This window comes from Paenibacillus sp. IHBB 10380 (genome assembly GCF_000949425.1).
Lineage (GTDB): Bacteria > Bacillota > Bacilli > Paenibacillales > Paenibacillaceae > Paenibacillus_AQ.
In genome coordinates, this window is sequence record NZ_CP010976.1 from 2859177 (window position 1) to 2884694 (window position 25518).

The 25518-nt window shown below is 41.6% G+C and carries 24 protein-coding genes; all 24 read right to left on the bottom strand.

Annotation, left to right across the window (positions count from 1 at the left end; genetic code table 11):
* Nucleotides 1-138: 138 nt before the first annotated feature.
* The 24 genes from rpsO to UB51_RS12485 all read right to left on the bottom strand — a co-directional run bounded on the left by rpsO (nucleotide 139) and on the right by UB51_RS12485 (nucleotide 25508).
* Entirely contained in the window at nucleotides 139-408 is a 270-nt protein-coding gene (gene rpsO / locus UB51_RS12370; protein ID WP_044877548.1) for a 30S ribosomal protein S15, read from the bottom strand.
* A gap of 148 nt (nucleotides 409-556) precedes the next feature.
* Nucleotides 557-1537, bottom strand: coding sequence for a bifunctional riboflavin kinase/FAD synthetase (locus UB51_RS12375; RefSeq protein ID WP_445322380.1), 981 nt, complete (start codon nucleotides 1535-1537; stop codon nucleotides 557-559).
* A gap of 37 nt (nucleotides 1538-1574) precedes the next feature.
* Nucleotides 1575-2492: a tRNA pseudouridine(55) synthase TruB gene (gene truB / locus UB51_RS12380; protein ID WP_044877549.1), complete on the bottom strand. Its 918-nt coding sequence runs from the start codon at nucleotides 2490-2492 to the stop codon at nucleotides 1575-1577.
* Nucleotides 2489-3466, bottom strand: a complete 978-nt coding sequence (locus UB51_RS12385; RefSeq protein WP_044877550.1) for a DHH family phosphoesterase — start codon at nucleotides 3464-3466, stop codon at nucleotides 2489-2491. Before UB51_RS12385 ends, truB begins: the two co-directional genes overlap by 4 nt.
* Before the next feature lie 29 nt (nucleotides 3467-3495).
* Nucleotides 3496-3843: a 30S ribosome-binding factor RbfA gene (rbfA, locus tag UB51_RS12390; RefSeq protein ID WP_044877551.1), complete on the bottom strand. Its 348-nt coding sequence runs from the start codon at nucleotides 3841-3843 to the stop codon at nucleotides 3496-3498.
* Between the two features lie 14 nt (nucleotides 3844-3857).
* Nucleotides 3858-6461, bottom strand: coding sequence for a translation initiation factor IF-2 (gene infB / locus UB51_RS12395; RefSeq protein ID WP_044877552.1), 2604 nt, complete (start codon nucleotides 6459-6461; stop codon nucleotides 3858-3860).
* Nucleotides 6454-6777, bottom strand: coding sequence for a L7Ae/L30e/S12e/Gadd45 family ribosomal protein (locus tag UB51_RS12400; RefSeq protein ID WP_044880110.1), 324 nt, complete (start codon nucleotides 6775-6777; stop codon nucleotides 6454-6456). Before UB51_RS12400 ends, infB begins: the two co-directional genes overlap by 8 nt.
* Nucleotides 6770-7078, bottom strand: coding sequence for an RNase P modulator RnpM (gene rnpM, locus UB51_RS12405; RefSeq protein WP_044877553.1), 309 nt, complete (start codon nucleotides 7076-7078; stop codon nucleotides 6770-6772). The genes UB51_RS12400 and rnpM overlap by 8 nt, the downstream gene beginning before the upstream one ends.
* A gap of 26 nt (nucleotides 7079-7104) precedes the next feature.
* The gene (gene nusA, locus UB51_RS12410; protein ID WP_044877554.1) at nucleotides 7105-8202 is read right to left on the bottom strand and encodes a transcription termination factor NusA; all 1098 of its coding nucleotides are present in this window, start codon (nucleotides 8200-8202) and stop codon (nucleotides 7105-7107) included.
* 114 nt (nucleotides 8203-8316) lie between these two features.
* Nucleotides 8317-8790 carry a ribosome maturation factor RimP gene (gene rimP / locus UB51_RS12415; protein WP_044877555.1) on the bottom strand — a complete coding sequence of 158 codons (474 nt, stop codon included), beginning with the start codon at nucleotides 8788-8790 and terminating at the stop codon, nucleotides 8317-8319.
* 230 nt (nucleotides 8791-9020) lie between these two features.
* Nucleotides 9021-13337: a PolC-type DNA polymerase III gene (locus UB51_RS12420; RefSeq protein WP_082063132.1), complete on the bottom strand. Its 4317-nt coding sequence runs from the start codon at nucleotides 13335-13337 to the stop codon at nucleotides 9021-9023.
* A 135-nt stretch (nucleotides 13338-13472) separates the two neighbouring features.
* Nucleotides 13473-14921 (bottom strand): proline--tRNA ligase, encoded by a 1449-nt coding sequence (proS, locus tag UB51_RS12425; protein ID WP_044877556.1) that lies wholly within the window; start codon nucleotides 14919-14921, stop codon nucleotides 13473-13475.
* Nucleotides 14922-14985: 64 nt separating this feature from the next.
* On the bottom strand, nucleotides 14986-16251 hold the full coding sequence (rseP, locus tag UB51_RS12430; RefSeq protein WP_445322381.1) for an RIP metalloprotease RseP: 1266 nt from the start codon (nucleotides 16249-16251) through the stop codon (nucleotides 14986-14988).
* Nucleotides 16252-16385: 134 nt separating this feature from the next.
* On the bottom strand, nucleotides 16386-17525 hold the full coding sequence (locus UB51_RS12435) for a 1-deoxy-D-xylulose-5-phosphate reductoisomerase (RefSeq protein ID WP_044877558.1): 1140 nt from the start codon (nucleotides 17523-17525) through the stop codon (nucleotides 16386-16388).
* Nucleotides 17526-17543: 18 nt separating this feature from the next.
* Nucleotides 17544-18344 carry a phosphatidate cytidylyltransferase gene (locus tag UB51_RS12440; protein ID WP_044877559.1) on the bottom strand — a complete coding sequence of 267 codons (801 nt, stop codon included), beginning with the start codon at nucleotides 18342-18344 and terminating at the stop codon, nucleotides 17544-17546.
* 22 nt (nucleotides 18345-18366) lie between these two features.
* Entirely contained in the window at nucleotides 18367-19134 is a 768-nt protein-coding gene (locus UB51_RS12445; protein ID WP_044877560.1) for an undecaprenyl pyrophosphate synthase, read from the bottom strand.
* Nucleotides 19135-19247: 113 nt separating this feature from the next.
* Complete coding sequence (gene frr / locus UB51_RS12450; RefSeq protein ID WP_044877561.1) at nucleotides 19248-19802, bottom strand: ribosome recycling factor; 555 nt, start codon at nucleotides 19800-19802, stop codon at nucleotides 19248-19250.
* Nucleotides 19803-19806: 4 nt separating this feature from the next.
* Nucleotides 19807-20529 carry a UMP kinase gene (gene pyrH / locus UB51_RS12455; protein ID WP_044877562.1) on the bottom strand — a complete coding sequence of 241 codons (723 nt, stop codon included), beginning with the start codon at nucleotides 20527-20529 and terminating at the stop codon, nucleotides 19807-19809.
* A 182-nt stretch (nucleotides 20530-20711) separates the two neighbouring features.
* Nucleotides 20712-21362, bottom strand: a complete 651-nt coding sequence (gene tsf / locus UB51_RS12460; protein WP_044877563.1) for a translation elongation factor Ts — start codon at nucleotides 21360-21362, stop codon at nucleotides 20712-20714.
* A gap of 219 nt (nucleotides 21363-21581) precedes the next feature.
* Nucleotides 21582-22280 carry a 30S ribosomal protein S2 gene (gene rpsB, locus UB51_RS12465; RefSeq protein ID WP_044877564.1) on the bottom strand — a complete coding sequence of 233 codons (699 nt, stop codon included), beginning with the start codon at nucleotides 22278-22280 and terminating at the stop codon, nucleotides 21582-21584.
* A 216-nt stretch (nucleotides 22281-22496) separates the two neighbouring features.
* A complete protein-coding gene (locus tag UB51_RS12470; RefSeq protein ID WP_044877565.1) occupies nucleotides 22497-23141 on the bottom strand; it encodes an MltG/YceG/YrrL family protein in 645 nt (214 codons plus the stop codon).
* Entirely contained in the window at nucleotides 23138-23686 is a 549-nt protein-coding gene (locus UB51_RS12475; protein WP_052675905.1) for a DUF6115 domain-containing protein, read from the bottom strand. Before UB51_RS12475 ends, UB51_RS12470 begins: the two co-directional genes overlap by 4 nt.
* Before the next feature lie 34 nt (nucleotides 23687-23720).
* Nucleotides 23721-24038 carry a hypothetical protein gene (locus UB51_RS12480; RefSeq protein WP_324607780.1) on the bottom strand — a complete coding sequence of 106 codons (318 nt, stop codon included), beginning with the start codon at nucleotides 24036-24038 and terminating at the stop codon, nucleotides 23721-23723.
* A gap of 60 nt (nucleotides 24039-24098) precedes the next feature.
* Entirely contained in the window at nucleotides 24099-25508 is a 1410-nt protein-coding gene (locus UB51_RS12485; RefSeq protein WP_044877567.1) for a flagellar assembly protein A, read from the bottom strand.
* Nucleotides 25509-25518 lie beyond the last annotated feature (10 nt).

The window sequence follows — 25518 nt, forward strand, 5'->3', positions numbered from 1 at the left end:
TCTACTTATCCATCAGTATTTCCATATCCTATAAAATTCATATGCATCTACATAAAAAGCAACCCGGTTGCCCCGCTGTCACTCCTAAAAGGACATACGGTGATCAACCAGGCTGCATTTAGTAAATCTATTGGATTATTAACGGCGCAATCCGAGTTTTTCGATAAGTGCGCTATAACGTCTAACATCCTTGTTCTTCAAGTACTTCAATAGTCTACGGCGTTGTCCAACCATCTTCAACAATCCACGACGGGAATGATGATCCTTCTTGTGAGTACGAAAGTGATTTGTCAAATTCGTAATGTTCTCAGTAAGGATAGCAACTTGCACTTCTGGTGATCCAGTATCGGATTCATGAGTTTTATGCTCGTCGATTAATTGGTGCTTACGTTCTTGAGTTAATGCCATTGCTATTCACCTCCTTCATATAATCGCCATTAGCCTCGTTAACGTCGGTGAAGTTCGTATAACCAAGCTAAGGTCGTATGTCATAGTCTTAATGACGTTAATCAGTATAGCATATCCATCTGTAAAAAGTAAATGTCATTCATCAAACTTACTCCAGCGTCATAAGTAACTGCTCTGCTTGCCTAGCGTCTGCTTGAATCTGGATAATTAATTCTTGTATAGAAGGAAAGCGCCGTTCTTCACGGATATAATAAACGAGCTCAACGGTTAGATGTTCGTTATAGATGTTCTCATCGAAGTGAAGTAAATGAACTTCAAAACTAGGTGCAATTTTATGTTCATGAAAAGTGGGTTTGACTCCCAAATTCATAACTCCCGGAATCCAGTTCCCCTTATACAAGGCACGAATTGCATATACGCCTTTAGCTGGAATGACGTAACCGGCATCCAAAGATAAGTTAGCTGTAGGGAAACCAATCGTTCTCCCCCGCTTCTCACCATCAATCACCGTACCACTAATGCGATAGTAACGACCAAACCAATGATTAGCCCGTTCAATGTCCCCTGTCTGGAGCGATTTCCGGATGGCGGAACTACTTACCTTCTCACCATCTAACAGAAACGGAGAAACACATGCAACTTCTATGTCCCCTTGTCCCATCTCACGAAGCATCTCCACATCCCCTTCACCCTTATATCCGAAGCGGAAGTCAAATCCGACAACTGCGATCTTGATGTTCAAAGGAAGCAAAACACCTCTATAGAAATCCAATGGACTAACACGAGAGAACTCTTCATCAAACTGAGCAACATATAACGTATCGATACCCATACTAGCAAGGAGTTCTTGTTTATCCTGAAGCGGTGTTAAGTACCCCTCATAATCACCTTTACCCATAACATCTTTAGGATGCGGATTAAAGGTTAGAACCGCAGAGGGAATACCCTTCTCTTGTGCCAAAGAAATAGCGGTAGAGATCACAGAGGTATGTCCTCGGTGTAGTCCATCAAATTGGCCAATAGCAACCACTTGAGAAAGTGGACGCTCACGAACCATTTCGGATGAGAGGGGATAGGATAATATGACAGTTTTCACAACTTTCTCACCTGCAATTCCATTAGATAACATCACCTGATGTTGTGTCATGAGATCATTAAATAATTATTTATTCTCGCAAAAAGACTTTCACAGCAGCAATAGCTCCCGTCTCTTCCTGCCTTTGAAAAATACCAAGAAATCTTCCAACACTATCGTATAAACGAAGGGGTTCCGGGTGAACTACTTCTGGAATGACGGACTTGTATGAAAGCCGTTGCCCCTGAAGAGCTGCAGATGTTTTATCCTCAGATACCGTATGCGCAGGTAAATGGGAGATCGCCTGATCCACAGGAATTAAATGTGAATGGATTGATCCATCTTCCATATACCGTTCGATATCCTCGAAACTTAGACATTTCTCGGCAAGAATACCTGCAGAGCTCGTACGCTCTAACTTCACCATAACCGAAGGTAGGCCAAGCATTCGTCCAATATCAACACACAGCGTCCGAATATACGTTCCTTTAGAACATAATACACGAAAAGATAGTTCAGGATAAGGTCCTTCTAACCTAATATCCGTCATTTCGATCTCGTATATCGTGACCTCACGACTTTTCCGTTCGACAGTTTTACCTTCACGAGCTAGCTCATAAAGACGTTTACCATCAACCTTCACAGCGGAGTACATCGGAGGAATCTGAGATATAACACCACGGAAAGAGTGGAGTACCTCCTCCACCTGTTCTTTGGTAATAGAAACTTCATCGACTTGCTCTATAATTTGTCCTGTTAAATCTTCGGTATCCGTGGCCATGCCGAGCCGTAATGTCGCCTGATATTCTTTAGGAAGTTCTTGCATGTACTCCACGACCCGAGTTGCTTTACCTAGGCAAAGAGGCAGTACACCCGTTACCTGTGGATCAAGCGTACCGGTATGACCTATACGCTTCATGCAAAGAATTCCACGAACTTTGGCTACGACATCATGCGATGTGAAGCCAGCCGGTTTGTATACCGCTAGAATGCCTTCAAGTTCACTCATAATAAATTTCTCACCCGCTCAATCACTTGTGGAATTATGGTGTCTAAGGTACCTTCCATCCGACATCCAGCAGCCCTTGCATGTCCTCCACCACCAAATGTTTGCGCTAATTCAGCAACATCCACTTTTCCAGCAGATCGCAAGCTGACTTTCACTGCATGGTCATCAATAACTTTAAAGAAAATACCGACTTCTACACCTCGAATATTACGAGGGTAATTAACGATACCTTCAAGATCCTCATTGACAGCACCACACTCCAACATATCTTCAGGCGTTAGGTGTACCCAACTAACCTGACCGTCTGTTGACATTTGAAGCGTATTTAATGCTTTGACCAAGACGCGCATTTGAGGAAGCGTGATCTCCTCCAATAAGTTTTCAGCAAGTTCAGGACCTTTAACTCCATAAGTTAATAATTCTGATGCTATGCCCATGATCTTTGGAGAAGTATTCGAGTACCGAAATCCACCACTATCCGTTAGAATCCCTGTATAAATGGCTGTAGCTAGCTCTTGAGTCCACTCTATATCGAATAGCTTAAGTAAATCATATAATATTTCAGCAGTCGCTGCTGCGTCTGCTTTAATTAAATTAACCTGTCCATAGCCATTGTTCGTAGGATGATGATCTATATTCAGAATAAGAGCATCTTCAGCAAACAACTTGTTCGTTAAACCTACGCGCTTAAAGTCAGCACAATCTACACATATAACATGCTGAAAGGTGCGTAAGGGAGGATGGATCTCCATGTTCTCGATTTGATCCGCCATATTCAGAAACAGCATGCGTTGCGGAATAGGACCTTCGTTAATCATAGTAAATTTCTTCCCTAGACATGAGAGAAGCCAGCCCACGACTACCGTGGAACTGACTGCATCTCCGTCTGGCTGTACATGCGACACTACAAGATAATCATCGTGCTTCAGCAAATATTCCTTAGTATGCTTAAGCGCTTGTTCATAGGTCTGCATCGCCGTCTCCTTTAAAACTGTCATTAATGTTATTCACTCTTGTCGAGATCACCTAGTAGCTTCTCAATGTGACTGCCATAAGCAATCGACTCGTCAATTTTGAAGAAAAGTTCAGGTGTATGCCGAAAGCGAATTCGTTTCCCTAGTTCTGAGCGAAGAAACCCGTTAGCTTTATCTAATGCTTTTAACGTGTTATTCTTCTGTTCCACATCACCAAGTACACTTAAATAAATCTTTGCCTGTGAAAGATCGTTAGTGATTTCGACACCAGTGATGGTGACGAAACCAATACGTGGATCTTTCAGCTCACTTTGAACGAGTTGGCTCAGTTCTTTTTTGATCTGTTCTCCAACACGTCCTGTTCTAATTTTAGCCATGTAAATTCACCTCTCTACTTGCGTTCCACCGTTTCCATGATGAACGCTTCTATAACGTCGCCTTCTTTGACGTCATTATAGCTTTCCAAAGTAATCCCACATTCATAACCTTGGGCAACTTCTTTCGCATCATCTTTATATCTCTTAAGGGAATCGATTTTGCCTTCGTGAATAACAATGCTGTTACGTATCAAGCGAATTTCAGCATTACGAGCAATTTTGCCTGAAGTTACCATACAACCTGCAATTGTACCCACCTTGCTGATACTGAACGTACTGCGAACTTCTGCGTGTCCAATAATATTTTCTTTGTAGATTGGATCAAGCATACCCTTCATCGCTTGTTCAATTTCTTCAATAACATTATAGATAACGCGATGTAAGCGAATATCCACTTTTTCTTGATCTGCTGTTATGCTAGCTTGGTTGTCTGGACGAACGTTATATCCGATGACGATAGCATTAGATGCAGCTGCCAGAATGATATCGGATTCGGTAATTGCACCCGCACCACTATGAAGGATTTTGACGCGTACGCCTTCCACTTCAATTTTCACTAGAGAGCTCTTAAGTGCTTCTACAGTACCTTGAACGTCACCTTTGATAATGACATTAAGTCCCTTAATTTCGCCATCTTTAATGTGTTGGAACAAATCATCCAGCGTTACGCGGACATTGCTACCCATCTCAGATTGACGTTGAGTAATAGAACGTTTATCCGCAATGGAGCGTGCTTTCCGTTCATCTTCGAACACCATGAATGGATCTCCAGCTTGTGGAACTTCAGTCAGACCTGTAATTTCAACAGGTGTCGATGGACCAGCTTCCTTTAAACGACGACCTTTATCATTGACCATCGCACGAATACGACCGAAGCAGTTACCAGCTACGAATGCGTCACCTACGCGAAGTGTACCATGCTGTACTAATACACGTGCTACCGGACCGCGACCTTTATCTAGCTCAGCTTCAATAACGGCACCACGAGCACGTTTGTCAGGATTCGCTTTATATTCGTTCATTTCTGCTACTAGCAGAATCATTTCAAGCAATTCTTCAAGGCCCATTCTTTGTTTCGCAGATACATTTACAAAGATCGTATCTCCGCCCCATTCTTCTGGAACCAAACCATGCTCTGTTAATTCTTGCTTCACCTTATCAGCATCAGCACCCGGTTTATCGATCTTATTAACAGCAACGATAATAGGCAATTCTGCCGCTTTAGCATGACTAATTGCTTCTACAGTTTGTGGCATAACGCCATCGTCTGCAGCAACTACGATAATGGCAATATCTGTAATTTGAGAACCACGAGCACGCATAGCTGTAAATGCTTCGTGACCCGGTGTATCTAAGAAAGTGATTTTTTTGTTGTTGATTTCTACTTGATAAGCACCGATATGCTGTGTGATACCACCAGCTTCACCGCTTGTTACATTCGTAGAACGAATAGCATCCAATAGTGTCGTTTTACCATGGTCAACGTGACCCATAATAGTCACTACAGGAGGACGGGATTTCAAATCAGCTTCTTCATCAATTTCTTCAACGGTTTCGAAGCGATCGTCTTCCACGGCAATTTTCACTTCAACTTCCACGCCAAATTCAGCAGCTAAAAGAAGAACTGTTTCAAGATCCAACTCTTGGTTGATCGTTGCCATTACACCCATCATGATTAACTTCTTGATGACTTCTGAAGCATCTTTATGCAGAAGCTTAGCAGATTCACCAACAGTCATCGCACCACGTACAATGATTTTTTTAGGTGTATTATCCACTTTTTCACGGCGTTCAGCTTGATATTGGTTTTTACCTCTACCATTGTTTCTGCCACCGCGATTGTTTCTGAAATTGCCACCCTTGTTATCATCATAACGTCTAGCGCCATTGTTACCTGAGTTTCCTGGTCTATTCTTATTTACGCCTGGCTTAGAGCTATCTGTCGTTTGGGCACCACCAGCACGGTTTTGCGTTTGAGGACGAGCAGTCGTACTGCTTGAACGTTGTCCTCCACCTTGCTGCGAGCTACCACGATTAGCGGATTGGCCCCCTTGTTGCCCTGTAGTTCTTTGACCTCCTTGAGTTGATGAAGGTCTTTGTGTTCCTGTACTGCTTTGCGGTCTTGATGTACCCGCATTGCTTTGTGGTCTTGATGAGCTAGTACTGCTCTGAGGCCTTGAAGCCCCTTGACTTGTTTGCGGCGTTGACGATACTGCACTTTTATTGTTACTCGGATTATTGTTCATACCTACCTGCTTTTCCTGTTGTTTTTTGGACTGCTCTTGGTCATTTACAGAATTTACTGCACTAGTAGATACCGTCTCCTGTTTAGGATCTGGAGTCTCAACCTTAGCAGTTCCCGCTGACCCATTATTACTAGATGACGTTGATGCGGTTACACGATTATCACCGCTGTCTCTTTTAGCTGCTGCATTTGACTTTATGTTCTTGAAGAACTGTTCCACTTTATGAACTGACTCGCTCTCCATCACACTCATATGATTGTTTACTGGAATATCAAGTCGTTTCAAAATGGTGATAATTTCTTTACTACTCATGTTGAGTGATTTAGCATACTCATATACACGAGTTTTATCCTTATTATCTTGTTTACTCAATATACTCCACCTCCGACATTGTCCCCATTGGTTTGGAGATCATTTCAGCGAACCCTTGATCCGTAATTGCCAGCACAACGCGATTTGGTTTTCCTATACTTGTGCCCAGACTTTCCCGGTCAAATCCGATCAACAGAGGGATTTTGTATGTTCCGCATTTATCACGGAACTTTTTTTGTGTATTTAACGAGGCGTCACCCGCCAAAATAACTAATTTGGCTTCTGAAGAACGAATTGTTTTGAGCACAATCTCATCACCGGTAACAATTTTCCCTGCACGCATGGCTAGACCAAGACGCGAAAGCGTCTTATTCATCATTGGAATTCTCCTTTTGGACCATAAACTGATCTTCTGCAGCTATGAAATCATCTGCTAGTTGCTCATAAATTTCAGGCTTAACATGATGTTTCAGAGCACGATCCAATGATTTATTCTTCTGTGCCAACTTGAAACAGGATACTTTACCACACAAGTACGCCCCACGTCCTGACTTCTTACCTGTCAGATCAATGAGCACCTCGTCTTCCGGTGTTTTCACAATGCGAATCAATTGTTTCTTCGGCATCATTTCTTGGCATGCCACGCATTTACGCAATGGAACTTTTCTTTGTTTCATCATGATACCTCCGTCCTGACTGGAGATTAATCGACAGAGAATGAGTCTTGTTGTGTTTCCTCAGTGTAAGTCTTGGGTCTACCAAATTCCTCTTCCGCCTGAGTTTCACTCTTAATGTCGATCTTCCATCCTGTCAACTTCGCGGCCAGTCGAGCATTCTGTCCCTTAATACCAATAGCTAGAGATAATTGATAGTCCGGCACAACAACACGAGCCATCTTCTCACTCTCAAACACATGGACTTCTAGCACTTTAGAAGGACTAAGAGCGTTAGCTACATACTCTTCCACTTGATCTGAATAGCGTACGATATCAATCTTCTCTCCACGAAGTTCGTTTACAATCGTCTGTACACGAACACCCTTAGGACCGACGCATGAACCCACGGGATCAACTTCATCGTTACGTGAAAAGACTGCAATTTTGGAACGGAATCCCGCTTCTCTTGCTACAGATCGAATTTCAACAACACCATCAAAAATTTCTGGAACTTCTAATTCAAACAAACGCTTGAGAAGACCTGGATGTGTACGAGACAGCATAATTTGCGGTCCTTTGGTCGTATTCTCAACTTTGGTGATATAAGCTTTGGTCCGTTCACCATGTTTGAATTTCTCATTCGGCATGAGTTCGTTTAGTGGTAATAAGGCTTCCACTTTACCTAAATCAACATAAACGTTCCGCTGATCCTGACGCTGCACCGTTCCAGTGACAATATCTTCCTCTTTGTCAACAAAAGCATTATAGATGAGTCCACGCTCCGCTTCGCGTATACGCTGGGTCACTACCTGCTTCGCAGTCTGAGCTGCAATACGTCCGAAATCACGAGGCGTTACTTCAATTTCGGCTATATCCTCCAGTTGGAAATGTGGGTTAATCTCCCTTGCTGCCGGCACTGAAATCTCTGTACGAGGATCAAGAACTTCTTCCACAATTAACTTGCGGGCATAAACTTTAATTACCCCCGTATTGCGGTTCATATCCACTCTTACGTTCTGTGCCGTATTAAAATTACGTTTGTAGCTGGAAATTAGTGCAGCCTCGATTGCTTCGAACAGCACGTCTTTACTAATTCCTTTTTCTCTTTCCAACTCATTCATTGCTTCAATAAAATCCATACTCATTGGAATGTAGTTCCCCCTTTCTTAACAGTACAAAAGATCAATCCGCTTGGGACATCCTTTAGCACCGTACATTTACGATGAAATACTAGACCTCTTTATATATATCTAATATTTTTAAAAAATAATGGCCAACCTAGCGCTGGCTACTTTTTCATACGGAACACTATACTGCGTTTTCTTTTGCTTCTTAGCGACCTCAATGAGAAGTACATCATCCTCAAACGAAAGAAGCCGGCCTTCAAATTCCTTGAGACCGCCCAGCGCTTCGTATACAGTGACAAACACATCTTTGCCTACAGCCTTTAGCACATCTGTGTTTTTCTTCAGTGGGCGCTCTGCACCTGGGGAAGATACTTCCAGAAAATAAGCATCTGGAACAGGGTCATTTCCATCCAGTTTCTCGCTCATATATTCGCTAACCAAGCCGCAGTCATCAATATCAATGCCACCTTCTTTATCAACAAAAATACGCAAGAAATAATTACTTCCCTCTTTTACATATTCCACATCAACAAGTTCAAACGCATGTTCATCCAAAAATGGCTGTATCATTTCTTCCACGATACTTTTTATCTTCGGTGTGCTCAAAGACTATAACCTCCAAGACTTTCATTATCCTATATACCAAAGAGTAAAGAGTGGGTTGCCCCACTCTTTAAACAACGGTTCTATCTCCATGATTACCAATAAAAATTATAACATAGTCTGCCAACACTGACAAGTATCTGTCCTTGACTACCCTTGATCTACAAGGGCTAAAAGCACTTCTCCGTAGCATCTTCACGGTGTTGAATAGTCAACTTCTTGAACTCGGACTTTTAGAATAGAGAAAGCTGATTGCTCTCTGGAAGACCTCGGAAGCATCCTAATTGTGTTAATACTTCGATTATCGCTTTACCTGTCTTGGATTTTTGTTGAAAATCCTCTACAGACAAATACTCTCCCTCTTGACGAGCGGCCACAATGTTACGAGCCGCATTGTCTCCAATTCCTTGAATCGCTGCAAATGGAGGAATTAATGAATCTCCATCCACTGTAAAGCTAGTTGCCTCAGAACGATAAAGGTCAACATTCTTGAATCTGAAGCCACGTGCTGTCATTTCAAGTGCCATTTCTAGAATAGCCAACATACCCTTTTCCTTCGTCGTAGCTTGAAAACCCTTTTGCTCAATTTCTTGAATCTGACGATAAATGGCATCATACCCCTGACAGAATATATCAGCATCGAAATCCTCTGCACGAACCGTAAAGTACGTTGAATAATATTCAATAGGATAATTCAATTTGAAGTAAGCGGTGCGAACAGCCGAGATAACATAAGCTGCAGCATGCGCCTTCGGGAACATGTATTGTATTTTGAGACAAGAATCAATGTACCACGTAGGTACTTTACATTTCTTCATCTCATCTATCCATTCTGGAGAAAGCCCCTTACCTTTACGAACACTCTCCGTTATGGTGAAGGCAAGTCCCGCATCCATTCCCGCCTTATAAATCAAAAAGAGCATAATATCATCACGACAGCCAATCACAGTCTTAATATTACAGGTTCCACTTTTAATTAATTCCTGTGCATTTCCGAGCCATACACCTGTTCCATGCGATAATCCGGATATCTGAAGTAAGTCAGCAAAAGTAGTTGGTAGTGCTTCTATCAACATCTGACGCACAAATTTAGTCCCCATCTCGGGTATCCCATAAGTGGCTACTGGGGTCCGTATTTGCTGCGGTGTAACTCCAAGTGCTTCTGTAGAACTGAATAAACTCATGACTTTAGCATCGTTCATAGGAATGCTTGTCGGGTCAACTCCCGTTAGATCTTGGAGCATACGCATCATTGTCGGGTCATCATGACCCAGAATATCTAGCTTTAATAAGTTAGCATCAAAGGCATGGTAATCAAAATGAGTTGTCTTCCACTCCGAACTCTGATCGTCTGCAGGGTATTGAACAGGCGTGATATCTTCAATTTCCATATAGTCAGGAAGAACGACAATGCCCCCTGGATGCTGTCCTGTACTCCGTTTAACACCTGTAAATCCAGCTGCAAGCCGACTCAATTCAGCTCCACGCCACTTTTTCTGATGTTCTTCTTCATACTTTTTGGTATAGCCAAATGCTGTCTTCTCAGCGATGGTACCAATCGTCCCTGCACGGAACACATTTTTTTCACTAAAGAGTACTTTAGTGTAGTTATGTGCTGTCGGTTGATAATCACCCGAGAAGTTAAGGTCGATATCGGGAACCTTATCTCCTTTAAATCCAAGGAAAGTTTCGAATGGAATGTCTTGACCCTCACCTTTCAGTAGTCCTCCACAATCTGGGCAGGTCTTATCAGGAAGGTCAAATCCACTCGGTACGCTACCATCTAGGAACCATTCGCTATGTCTACAATCTGCGTTTTTACATATATAATGCGCAGGCAATGGATTTACTTCAGAGATACCTAGAAAAGTAGCTACGACTGACGACCCTACAGACCCCCGGGAACCAACCAGATAACCATCTTGGTTAGATTTCTTAACTAAACGTTCAGATATAAGATAGTTGGCAGAAAAACCAAACTTGATAATAGGTGCCAATTCTTTCTCTAAGCGTGCAACCACCACATCAGGCAAATTCTCGCCATAGATGCTCTTGGCTGTATCATAACAGGTGTTACGGATCTCTTCGTCAGCACCTTCTATGATCGGCGTATATAACTGATCAGGGAATAGTTTTATCTCTTCGAATCGTTCTGCAAGCACAACTGTATTGGTAATAACAACTTCAGTGGCTTTATTCTTGCCGAGAAACTCAAACTCTTCAAGCATCTCATCCGTTGTGCGGAAATGAGCATCCGGCTTTTGAATATCTTTCAGTGGGCTGAATCCAGTAATGCCATTGATTGCAATATCACGGAACAACTTCTCACGAGGCTCTAAATAATGCACATTTCCCGTTGCGATCACTGGCTTATCTAATTTCTCTCCAATTTCACATATTCTTTTCACTGCCGTCTTCAGTTCAAGTGCACTATTGACAAGTCCCTTTTCCACCAAATGCATGTACATCGTCAAAGGTTGAATTTCTAACACATCGTAGAATAGTGCTACATCTTCTGCCTCTTCAACTGACTTATTCAATACTGCCTCAAAGAATTCGCCCTTCTCGCATCCAGAAATGATAAGCAATCCTTCGCGAATCTCCTCAAGCTTAGATCTAGGAATGCTTGGAACACGTTTGAAATATTCCGTATGCGACATGGAGATAAGCTTAAATAAATTTTTCTTCCCTATCATATTAAGCGCATATATGCAGCAATGAAAAGGTCTAGCATTAGATAGATCCTTACCCACATAGTCATTGAGACGATCTAACATCGTAATCCCTTTCATTTTCTCAGCATCTACAAGTAAACCGTTCAATATACCTGCTAACGCAATCGTATCATCTACAGCTCTATGATGACTTTCAAGCAGAACCTTGTATTTAGCCGCCAACGTGTTTAGACGGTGATTTTTCATCCCGGGGTATAACAAGCGTGCAAGTTCCAATGTATCCAGAGCAGGATTAGTCATTTCAGACATTCCATATTCCTTCAAAGATGTTTGTATAAATCCCACATCAAATCTAGCGTTATGAGCGACTAAAATGCCATCCTCAGCAAATTTCACAAATTCGTGTAATACAGGCTCCAGGTCAGGCGCATCTTTAACCATCTCATCCGTAATGTTTGTAAGCTGCTGTATATGATATGGAATCTTCTCATGAGGGTTAACAAAGGTGGCGTAACGATCAATCTCTTTACCATCTTTTATTTTGACAGCCGCTAATTCCGTAATATTGCTATTGGTGACCGATAAACCCGTGGTTTCAATATCAAATACGATAAAAGTAGCCGTCTTAAGATCAATAGATTGTGCTTGAAGAACAATAGGAACAGAGTCATTAATAACATTCGCTTCTACGCCATAAATCATTTTCATTCCGTTCTTTTTTGCAGCTTTTGCTGCATCTGGAAAGCCTTGAACTCCACCGTGATCCGTAATTGCAATCGCTGTATGTCCCCAATTGGCAGCTGTTTTGACATATTCACCAATAGGTGTGATTGCATCCATCGTACTCATAGTTGTGTGTAAATGAAATTCCACTCTCTTTACAGGTGCTTTATCTTTGCGAGTTGCTGGGGCTTGTACTTCATTCAGATCTGAAGGAATCATAACAAGCTCTGGTATCTGCATGAAACGATCTAGTTCCACACGTCCCCGAGCTTTTACCCACTTACCATTTTCAAGCAGATTCATGACCCGTAGATCTTCTTTGGTCTTAGCAAACATCTTCATTTGCATGGAGTCACCGAAATCCGTGATATTGAACATGAATAAGGTACTGCCGTTACGCAGCTCCTTCCGGTCAAGCCCAAATACAGTGCCTTGAATTGTTATCTTCTTCTCTTCATCTTGAATTTCCTGAATAGGAACTGGAGGCTCTTTGATGTCATAACCCACTTGAAGTCTAACGTCACCTGCATCTTCATCATAGCTCTGAGCTTCTGCTTCCATGCTACTGATCATATTCTGAACAACTTCACGCTCTTCCTCAAGTCGCTTCTGTTGGAATTCCTTCTGAGCTTCTTTGGCCGTATCTCCAATGAGAAGTTTAACTCGCAAAGGTAGCGCGAAATGCTGCACATAGTAACGTGTAATTGCCTGATCAATTTGCTTCTTCTTTGCTAATTCCAACGTGGTGGCATCCGTCATTTTCAGAAGTATTTGATCCCCTTCTAATTCGTGCACAGCTCTGACCATCCACCCATTGACCGAAGGAATTTCACGTTGTACCCACTCTATAAATAAGTCCCAATAAGTGTCCACGATATCAGCTGTAGGAACATTGTCGCTATACTTTATAATAAAAGTGATTTTGGCTATATGCTGCAGCTTTTCTTGAATTTTGAGACAGAACGCTCGATAAACCTCACCTGGAATGAGTGTATCTTTAATGATACTGATAACCCACTCATTACTGCTATGGCTAGTTTCCACTTGATCAATATATCCGTCCATAAAATGAGATTGAATAAGTGCGGGTGGAACTTGACCTTGTTTCATAAGAAGTTCGAATCTCTTTCTCTTCTCTTCCTCGTTACTCAATGTTACTCCCCCTTACTCCCATGCTGTAGAAAAAATGAAAAGCTCCTGTTCACAAAAATGTTCTCGATCTCTTGCCCACCGACTCATTTCTGCCCAGAAGCTCTCCATCATTTATCTTTATTCGTATCTTACACTTTAGTAGGCTCTGGCAAAAACCACCGTATGTTCTGCTGGTTTCCCACATACAAGACAGGTATGCTTTTGTTCAGCAGGCTCAAATGGAATATTACGACTTGTTGCTCCCGTTTCTTCCTTCACCTTGCTCTCACATTCTTCGGAACCACACCATCCTGCTAAAGAGAACCCACGACGTTCCTCCATGCTTGTCTTCATTTCTTCCAAAGTATCTACGGAATAAAAGTTATCTTGCATAAATTGTTTAGCACGGGTAAACATTTCTTGTTGTACTTGCTCTAACATGGCATTGATTTCTTCAACCAAGTTATCTTGCTGAACGATTTTTTTCTCCCCTGAGATACGGGATACTAATACACAGACACCATTCTCCATATCGCGAGGACCCAGCTCTAATCTCACGGGCACGCCGCGCATTTCATATTCATTGAATTTCCAGCCCGGTGTTACATCACTACGGTCATCTACACGAACACGAACTCCTGCTTTTTTCAGCTCTTTAAACAATTCGTCGGTGCGTCCTATAACAGCTTCACGAGTCTTTGCTGGTCCAATAGGAATCATGATAACTTGCGTTGGTGCCACTTTGGGAGGTAGAGCAAGACCACGATCATCTCCATGAACCATGATCATAGAACCGATCAAGCGAGTACTCGTTCCCCATGAAGTCGTGTGTACATATTCCTGCGTATTCTCACGACTTAAATATTGAATATCAAAAGCTACAGCGAACTTCGTTCCTAAATAATGAGAAGTCCCTGCTTGTACAGCCCGCCCATCCTTCATCATAGCTTCAATAGAGAATGTATCTACTGCACCAGCAAAACGCTCTGAAGCTGTCTTCTGTCCCGTAATAACTGGAATGGCAAGATACTCTTCTACAAAGTCACGGTAGACTTCAAGCATACGCATCGTTTCCTCGCGTGCTTCTTCCTCAGTCTCATGTGCCGTATGACCTTCCTGCCAAAGGAATTCACTTGTACGAAGAAACGGTAACGTTCTTTTCTCCCAACGAACCACGTTAGCCCATTGATTAATCAATACAGGCAGATCACGATAGGATTGAATCCATTTGGAATACATGTGACCAAACATCGTCTCCGAAGTTGGACGAATCGCCAAACGTTCTTCCAGCTTTTCACCTGCTGCTTCCGTAACCCAAGGTAGCTCTGGATTGAAACCTTCGATATGCTCTTTTTCTTTTTGAAAAAAGCTCTCTGGTATAAACAAAGGGAAATAGGCGTTTCTGTGACCTGTCTCTTTGAAACGTCGATCTAATTCTTGTTGGATGTGTTCCCAAATTTCATATCCATCCGGACGGAATACAATACATCCGCGTACTGGAGAATAATCCATTAACTCAGCCTTTTTAATAACATCAATATACCAGCGTGAGAAATCTTCACCTTGTGGTGTGATTTCCGTTACAAATTGTTTATCTTTTGACATAAAAATGGACTTCCTCCCAAGACTTGGCCCCACATCTCGCATATAGAACCTATCAATATTTCCGTTATCCGTTAATTAATCTTAATATATCGTTATATGTTACAGCTATCATGAGTAAGAATAACATCGCAAATCCGATGAAATGAACCATACCTTCACGATTAGGATCGATAGGTTTACCGCGGATCCATTCTACACCGAGAAAGGCAAGACGACTTCCGTCAAGTGCAGGAATCGGCAATAAGTTGAAAATACCTAAGTATAGACTTAATATCGCTGCCCAATAAGTAAGCTGCTCGATTCCCTGCTTAGCAATCTGACCAGTTACCTCAAAGGTACGTACAGGTCCTCCTAAATCATCCATGGAGAACTTAGCAATTAATTGACTGAAGCCTTGAAAAATCATTTCTGTTGTGGTTACCATCGCTTTACCTGAGTTAGTAAACGTTTCTCCAAACGAAGCTTTACGGGTAGGAAGCTCAGACGTAATACCCACCTTACCGCCTTCCTGTCCAGCCATCTCACGTGGAGTTAAGGTTACATTAAAGGTCTCATCATCACGAATAATAGTCCACTCCATAGGCTTACCTTTAGATTCGAACGTCATATCAACCATCTTCTTACGATCCGCACCAATCTTAACACCATTGATGGAGTCGACGATGTCTCCCTTTTGCAAACTAGCTTCTTCAGCAGGCATGCCTTTAGTCACATCAGCAATTTGTATATACTGAGGATTATCTAACGGTATTCCAGCCATCTGAATGTGCATTGCAAATAGAATAAACGCCAGCAAAAAATTCATTAGCGGCCCAGCAAAAATAGATAGAGCACGTTGTCCGATAGTCTTACTGCCAAATTGACGATTTTTCGGTGCAATTTGGGTTTCTTGCCCCTTAGTCACCATCATGGCTTGTGGATGCACCTGATATGATTGGCTATCTCCATCCACATTCAGTCGGAGTGTTAACGCAATATCCAAATCAATGGATTCTACTTCACCACGGATGACGTTCTTCCGATTATCTAGTTGGTCCAAATAAATTTTCTTAGCTTCACCATTAACGATTCGAATAGCAATGGTCTGCCCTGGGAGAATCTCAATAATCTCAGGATCCTCCCCAGCCATACGAGCATAGCCACCGAAAGGTAACAATCGCAACGTGAACTGCGTTTCATTACGTTTATAAGAAAACAGCTTTGGGCCGAAACCGATCGCAAATTCACGAACTAGTATTCCAGCACGTTTAGCGAAATAGTAATGTCCCCATTCATGAACCGTCACAATCAAGAAAAACATCAGTACCGTCAAAAATACTACCTGCACCATTTCCAATCGTCTCATCCCCTTTATTGTCTAAGATCGAAGTATGTCCATATAGATTATCATTATTCTCCGACCCAACACAAGAGAATCACTTCTGAAGCATTTTTATAAAAAGGAGGAGTCTTATGGTGTTCAAATTATAACTTCGAAGCTAACTCACGTGAACGAAGATCGCATTCCTCAATACCGTAAATATCCGGTTCAGAAAGATTGATATGCTGTTCAAGCACACCTTCAATAATCTGTTCTATTTGTAAAAACGAAATTTCTCGATTCAAAAAGCGTGCCACGGCTACTTCATTAGCAGCATTAAAAGCTGTTGTTGCGGTGCCTCCCATTCTACCACATTCGTAGGCTAATCTTAAACAAGGAAATCTTGCATAATCCATCTCCTTGAAATGAAGACTTCCTACTTGCGCTAGTGACAATCTCGCTGAAGGAGAAGGCCAACGTTCAGGATACGTTAACGCATATTGAATGGGAACGCGCATATCTGGATTTCCAAGCTGAGCAACAATCGAACTATCACAATATTCAACAAATGAATGAATGATGCTCTCGGGATGAAGAAGGACATTAATTTGATCATAAGATAGATCAAAAAGCCAATGTGCTTCAATGACTTCAAGTCCTTTGTTGACCATCGTAGCGGAGTCAATTGTAATTTTGGATCCCATAGACCAATTGGGATGTTTCAGTGCATCCTCTACGGTGACATGCTTCAATTCTTCGCGGCTCAAATCCCGAAAAGAACCTCCAGAAGCAGTTATTGTAATTCCTGCAACATCTTCTCTACGTTCTCCATTCATACATTGGAAAATAGCAGAATGCTCACTATCAACCGGAAGAAGTTTCACTCCTTTTTGATGAGCAAGCGATGTGACCAGATGACCTGCAGTCACTAACGTTTCTTTATTAGCGAGTCCAATATGCTTACCAGCTTCAATGGCCGCAAGAGTTGATCGCAAGCCCACACTTCCCATAACTGCTGTTACAACCGTATCTGCTTCCGTGCCGGCCGCAATTTCTATCAAGCCCTCACTACCATAAAATACTTCAGTTGTAGTTGGAATATGTGGCTTGATTTGGTCAGCTAAATCTTTCGTGGATACAGATACTTTACGTGGCTTATATTGACTGACTTGCTGCATTAACAATTCAGTATTATTTCCTGCCGCCAATCCCTCGACTTGAAACTGCTCTGGGTGCATCGACACCACGTCAAGGGTCTGAGTTCCAATGGAGCCTGTGGAACCCAGAATACTAATTTTTTTCATAATGCACCTTCTCTTGTGTTAGTAAGGTAACAACATCACGATATGTACAAATGGAAATACAATAATCCAACTATCGCAGCGATCTAGAATTCCACCATGACCTGGGAGTAACTTACCAGAATCTTTAATATCATATACTCTTTTATAAGCAGACTGAATTAGGTCACCTAATTGACCAACAACAGCACAGGTAAGCCCAATGAGTACAGCTCTTCCTACACTCAGAATATCCCCTGAAAAACCAGCAAAAATGATAGCAACGATAATAGCAACCATGACCCCACCTAGCGCACCCTCAATGGTTTTGTTAGGACTGATGGAAGGCCACAACTTATGACGCCCAAACATTTTGCCTAGAAAATATGCCCCTGAGTCACTTGCCCATATACAGGATAGAATAAGAAACGTCCAAAAAAGACCATGGTCGTCTGGTGAATTTCGAGACCCCGCAATATAGGAAAAACCGATTCCTACATAAAGGGCACCTATAAATAACAATGAAATATGTTTAATCCCGATTTTATTTCTACTGAACACAGTAATCAACATGAACAAAAACATTAACAACCATATTCCATGTTCTAGTGTTGGTGTATATGTGATATGTAAAAGTTCCCAAGGAAACATGAACATCAATACGCCTAAGTAACCTACGAGGGCCACTATACTAAAGGGGTGTATTTTAATCATTTTAACAAATTCATAATAGCCTATAAAAGACATAGCCAGAATAAGAAGATGAAATGGGTAGCCACCAAGTATACAAAATCCCAAGAATATAGTTCCAGCAATGATTCCGGTAATCAGTCGTTGTTTCAACGGTTTCCATCCTCCACTTGAGTTATGACAGGCCGCCGTATCGCCGAGTTCTACGCTGATATTCAGCAACCGCTTCGTGCATATGTTGTTTATTAAACTCAGGCCAGTATATATCAGTGAAACATAATTCACTGTAAGCGAGTTGCCAGAGCATGAAGTTACTGAGTCTCATCTCTCCACTTGTTCGAATCAGCAGATCAGGATCTGGTAATCCTTGTGAATGTAGATGATCATCAATCCACTTCGTTGTAATCTCTTCTGCCTTCATTCGCCCTGCTTCAATTTCGCGACCCATGTGTGACACACAATCAGTCAATTCCTTACGACTACCGTAGTTAAGAGCAAAATTCAACACAAGTCCATCATTCTTTGAAGTGAGCTTCATAGCTTTCTCCATAGCTAGCAACGTGTGTGTGGGCAATCCTTCTTTGTCACCCATCATACGGATCTGAACATTTTTTTGTATTAATTCATCTAACTCGATAGCTAGAAATTCTTCTGGAAGCCGCATCAAGAAATCAACTTCATCTTTAGGTCGTTTCCAATTCTCGGTCGAGAATGCATATAATGTCAAATATTTAATTCCAAGATCATCAGCTGCAATCGTAGCACGTTTAACAGCTTTCATACCATTTTGATGTCCAACAATACGAGGTAAACCGAGCCTTTTCGCCCAGCGCCCATTACCATCCATGATGATCGCGACATGCCGAGGAATATTGTCCGCGGATATGTCCATTGGCTTCAGAGCGTCTTTCTTTCTCCACCACGACCTTATTCGTTTGATCATTCCATTTCCTCCAAGCCACATTGTGCAGGTTGAAACAGCTATGCCAATCACTATGGACACCGTTTCTATTAGAAAGAGACAAACCCCACCATAAAGGAGGGGCTATACGTCTCTTATACTTCCATGATCTCTTTTTCTTTTGCTGAGAGAACTTTGTCTACTTCTCCGATAAACTTGTCCGTGAGTTTCTGAATGTCCTCTTGGTGTCTATGAGATTCATCTTCGGAAATATCGGTTTTTTCCATTTTTTTAATTTCATCATTTGCATCTCGACGAATATTACGAATGGCCACCTTTGCTTCCTCACCGAATTTTTTGGTTGACTTCACTAAATCCCCACGACGCTCTTCTGTAAGAACAGGGATAGATAAACGAATCATAGATCCATCATTTGAAGGCGTAAGTCCAAGATCCGATTTAGAGATAGCTCTTTCGATATCTGAGAGAGAAGATTTGTCCCACGGCTGAATCATTAGCGTACGTGAGTCTGGTGTAGTTATGTTAGCTAATTGATTGAGTGGTGTGGGTGCTCCGTAATATTCCACTTGAATTCGATCAAGTATTGCAGGTGTTGCTCGTCCTGCACGTAAAGACGAAAGATCACGTTTTAACGAGAGGATGGCTTTTTCCATTCGATCCTCAGTATGTTTTTTCACGGTTTGTGGCATCAGTCTACGCTCCTTTTACAGTAGTTCCGATTTTTTCCCCTAGAACGACACGTTTAACGTTTCCTTGTATCGTTAAGGCAAATACGATTAGCGGGATGTTATTGTCCATGCACAAGGATGTTGCAGTAGAATCCATCACACCTAAATTTTTATTCAGTACATCCAAGTAAGTCAATTGCTCGAACTTCTCTGCAGTACTATCTATGAAAGGATCAGCTGAATATACGCCATCCACTTTATTCTTAGCCATTAGAATAACTTCCGCTTCAATTTCTGCAGCTCGTAATGCAGCTGTTGTATCCGTCGAGAAGAACGGATTGCCTGTACCTGCAGCGAAAATAACGACGCGACCCTTTTCTAAATGGCGGATAGCTCTACGCCGGATATACGGTTCTGCAATTTGTTGCATAGCAATCGAAGTCTGAACGCGAGTAGGTACATCAATTTGCTCCAATGCATCCTGTAGCGCAAGCGAATTCATTACTGTTGCAAGCATTCCCATATAATCGGCTGTTGCACGATCGATACCTTTAGCGCTTCCAGCAATCCCACGCCAGATGTTACCACCACCACAAACGACGGCTACCTCAACGCCAAGTTCTACTACTTCTTTAATTTGTTCTGCAATAGAAACTATGGTATCGGCATCAATACCGTATCCATTTTGACCCGCGAGTGATTCACCACTGACTTTCAACACAACTCTTTTAAATACAGGCTGCTCCAATATTCTACCTCCACTTTAAGACAGCACCTCAATAGGGCGGTGCCAAGTTATAAAAATTTCATCTAACATTCAAGAAATATAAGAAAATATGGGACAATACTCTATACTTTCTTATATTTTAAAAAAGAAGGAACACACTGTGTTCCACTCTTCTTTATAACTTATATTGTCATATCCAGTACTTATTTATTAACTTGAGCCATAACTTCTTCTACGAAATTATCTTGTTTCTTTTCCAAACCTTCTCCAAGTTCAAAACGAGCAAAGCGACGAATTGTAATATTTTCACCAATTGTACTGATTTTTTCTTTCAACAAAGTGCTGATCGTTTTGTCAGGATCTTTAATGAAAGATTGCTCCATAAGACAGAACTCTTCGTAGTATTTACTGATACGTCCTTCAACCATTTTTTCAACAATTTTCTCAGGCTTACCTTCATTCAAAGCTTGGGCCTTCAAAATTTCTTTTTCTTTCTCAATTGCATCAGCTGGTACTTCTTCACGACGTACATAAAGAGGATTAGTTGCTGCAATATGCATAGCGATATCACGTGCAAATTCTTTGAACTGATCTGTTTTACCTACGAAGTCAGTTTCACAGTTAATTTCTACAAGTACACCGATCTTCCCGCCTGCGTGGATATAAGATTCCACAGTACCTTCAGTAGCTGTACGTCCCGCTTTGTTGGCAGCAGCTGCCAATCCTTTTTCGCGAAGCAATACGATTGCTTGGTCCAAATCACCATTAGCTTCTTCAAGTGCTTTTTTACAATCCAACATACCTGCACCTGTTTTTTCACGAATCTCTTTAACCGCACTAGCATTAACAGCCATTAAATATTCCCTCCAAAATAGTATTATTTAGTATCATATCTAGTTTCATAAGTAAACGCGGTACGCTTACTTTGAAAGTGTACACTAGGCCCTAGCCCTAGCCCTAGCCCTAGCCCTAGCAACTATTCTCTAATGTCTTTAAAAAAAGGGCAGTGAGAGGTTATCCACCTGCCAACCACCCTTTTCATTTAATTCATATATGAATTACTCAACCCAAGATTAAGCAGTTTCTTCTTCACCTTGATGTGCTTCAACGATAGCATCAGCCATTTTACCCGTTAAAAGTTTAACGGCACGAATAGCATCGTCATTACCAGGAATAACGTAATCAATTTCGTCTGGATCACAGTTAGTATCTACGATACCTACGATTGGAATACCCAATTTGCGAGCTTCTGCAACTGCAATACGTTCTTTACGAGGATCAATAATGAACAAGGCACTAGGAAGGCCCTTCATGTTCTTGATTCCGCCCAAGAATTTCTCAAGACGATCTTTTTCTTTGCGAAGAAGGATAACTTCTTTTTTAGGTAGGACGCCAAATGTGCCGTCTTCTTCCCATTTTTCAAGTTCCTTCAAACGGAAGATCCGTTTTTGAATTGTTTCAAAGTTTGTCAAAGTTCCGCCGAGCCAGCGTTGGTTAATGTAGAACATACCACAACGTTCAGCTTCTTCTTTCACAGAATCTTGAGCTTGCTTCTTCGTTCCTACGAAAAGAATAGTACCATTCTCTGCAGAAACGCTTTTAATGAAGTTGTAAGCCTCTTCTACCTTTTTAACCGTTTTTTGCAAATCAATGATGTAAATTCCGTTTCTTTCTGTGAAGATATAACGATCCATTTTTGGATTCCAGCGGCGGGTCTGATGACCGAAATGTACCCCTGCTTCCAAAAGTTGCTTCATGGATATTACTCCCATTGTAAAGCACCTCCGAATTGGTTTTTGTGTCCTCCGCCAACCGTCATTTTCCTTCAGGACTTTCTATGCAGAAAGAACCCCTGTAAGAATCACTTGGCGTGTGTTTTTAACACCGTCAATTAATATAACATAACTGGATGATCTATGCAATCTCTTTTCATAGAACATCATCTCTAACTATAATGATATCACAAAAACCGTCCACTATAATAAATCTTAGCGTGACGGTATCGTTGTGATCTTGGTAATAATCGACTTATGGGTATCCTCTTCTGAAAAAGTATAGGAACCTTCTCGTAACTTCGTATTGACTTTCTGTGAGGTAGCTTCCTTAATGAATTGCTCTGAGTTCGTGATAACGCCAGCTTTCTTCAAACCCTTTGCAATGTCAGTGAGATTGCTTCCCCCCTTAATCCTAAAAGGAATAACCTCCGAAGATTTAGGTTTAGCTGTCGGTGTTGTGCCCGCTGATTTGGCTGGGGCTGTTGGAGTCTTAACAGTTGGCTTCGTTGTCTTACTGGCCTCACTTGAGGTCTTAGCAGGTGCTATAGGCTCTCCTGGGTTCGTTGGTTCTACTGCAGGGTTACTTTGCTTTGGTTCTTCTGTAGCTCCCCCCTGTAGTTTACCACTCTTCTCCACCATCACCTCTGTCCACTCTGTTTCAGTTAATAGTTCCTCCGATGAATCCACTACTTTCAGATCCAGCACTTCCGCTTGTTCTACAATCTGCTCTTTCGTTAATGGAGTTGTAGATTTATCATTTGTAGCTAAACCCTCAGCTTTGCCCATAAGAGCTAACAAGAGTGCTCCAATCACAAGACCAGCACCAAGACCCGTCATAAAAAAACGATCTTTGATCACATCGCTGCCTCCTGTTTCGCAAGTTGAAGAATAAGTTGTATCTCTCCACGCTGAAGACCTACTGTCTTAGCTATAACATCGATAGACTTACCTTGATCATGCAATTCGAATAATTCCGGATAACGATGCTTGATGGTGTCAATCCGTTCTTCCGGCGTATCAAGCAGTTCTATAGGTTGCACTTCAGCAACTATATTCGCGCCTATTTGAAGATCATTAGATTGTTTATTCTCAGTTATAGTAATACGATTAGCATGTTCAATTAAATGCTGTTCAACATGAACTAGTTGTTGCTTCAGTTCAGTCAACTGCCCTTCAAGAACTGACTGCTTCACTGATGAATCTTTCTTCATTTGTGATACTAATTCAACCAATGCATTATTTTCCTCTTCAATATCGGCCATATACTGTTCTAATGTAGCCTCTACTTCCTTTACTACACGATCTGATGAAGACTTGTCCACAGGTACTGCTCTCTTCGGCAACATGAAAGCATACACTAAGGCTGCAGCCCCTAACAGGACGATAATTATCCACGGTTCCAAAAGATTCTAGTCTCCTTTTGTTCCTATCATTCAATCATAAAGACAGATCAATGCGATGCCCCTTATAAGGATGCTCCGCCAGATGTTGTTCTGTGACTTGTTCTTGTTGTTCTTGTTCTTGTGTTCGTGACAGTCCATCTTTCTGTGAAGAATGCTGCTTCCCTTCTTCACGAATCGATGAATGCGCTGTCTCATCTACTTCAGTACTGCGCTGGCTCATTTCCCGGCTTTCCTTTATACTCTGCGCAGCCAATTGAACCTGATCTTGTACGGGCCGCTGAAGAAACTCGTTTTGTATTTTCCCTGCTTCATGGGTTCTCGGCATTGCAATTTGCATTTCCACCGATTTCATACTCACGATATCCACCTCTTCCTATAAGACTTTAATATAGGCATTCATTGCAGTGAATCATTAGATGAAAGGAACCATGCTAATATCTCCTTCATGATAATAAAAAGAAACGCGTTCCGAAGTATCCTTCACATAACGTGTGTATCTTCCAATGACTATTTTGGAACCTCCGTAAATGGTTTTCTCAATATCTACTTTCGCTCTCCCCGTATCTTCTAACATTTTCTCAATATCTAGAATACGATCCTTAATTTCGGCGTTCTCACGAACATAGGAGCTTTGTGTTGCCTTAAGTTTAATTCTCATACTGAGTTTATCCGGTGTCAATTGACCTAAAGCAGCCAACTGGTCTAACATGTTTAGACCTTTTCCTGTTTTCTCCATGTTGTCAGTAAGAAGCTTTAACTGATTACGAAGCTCGACCAATTCATTCCTGAGTTCAGGCAAGACACCTACTTCAATAATAGTCACTGTAGACATCGTATTTCCAATCGTTCTTGCAACCGCTCTCTCACCAGCCTGAATGCAACCACCCACGATAAGCCCCTTTGTTCCTTTACAAATAACATTTTTACCTGCTCTAATATTGGAATGCATAATGCTTTGAGATACGAGCACATCTTCTCCAGCTATAACATTTCCATCCTGTATAAAGGAACTTTTAACGTTATGGCCTGCCTTCACGTATCCTTTGTGATACCCAATAATGCCACTTGAGATCTCAATAGACCCGTCGGCTTCGAGTTCAGCTCCTTCTACTCCACCGATTACACGAATGTCACCTGCTGCCTTGATCCGAAATCCACTCAAGACATTACCACGGATAACTACAGTTCCTACGAAGTCAATATTCCCTGTACTATAATCTACATCGCCATTAATTTCATATATTGGAAATACATTAATTTTATTTTTGTCTGTTGTTGTAATCATACCATCAATTGCCGCATACATTGCTGTTTGTTCCGCATTAACAAGGACGTTTTTGCCTACTTTGAAGTATACTTCTTTTCCCGGTTTAAAGGGGATCTCTTCATTGTGTACGGACATCCCATTTTTCCCTATCTCCGGTGGTCTACGCTGTGCAATCAACTGTCCTTTGCGCACGTTATTCAGACTAATGATTTCCTTATAATCTACATGTCCTTTTTCATTCTCTAACGGTCGGCGAGTCTTATCTTGTCCAATTTTAAAAGAAAACTCGATGAAACCATCTATTCCAGAAACAGCTGACACGCCAATAGCAATTGGAGTCTTACTATAATAGTATTCACCTGGATGATTAGCAATGCGATCGATCATTTGATATTCAATTCCATATTGAATTTTATGACTACGAATAAATTTTTCCAGCTCTTCTGGGGTGAATTTCAATTCATCATCTAGGCTAGAGAACTGGAGGTATGCCGTAGTTTTGTCATCAGAAAACGTAACATTCAGATATTTATCTAATGCTCCATGTTCTACCAAGCTTACTCCC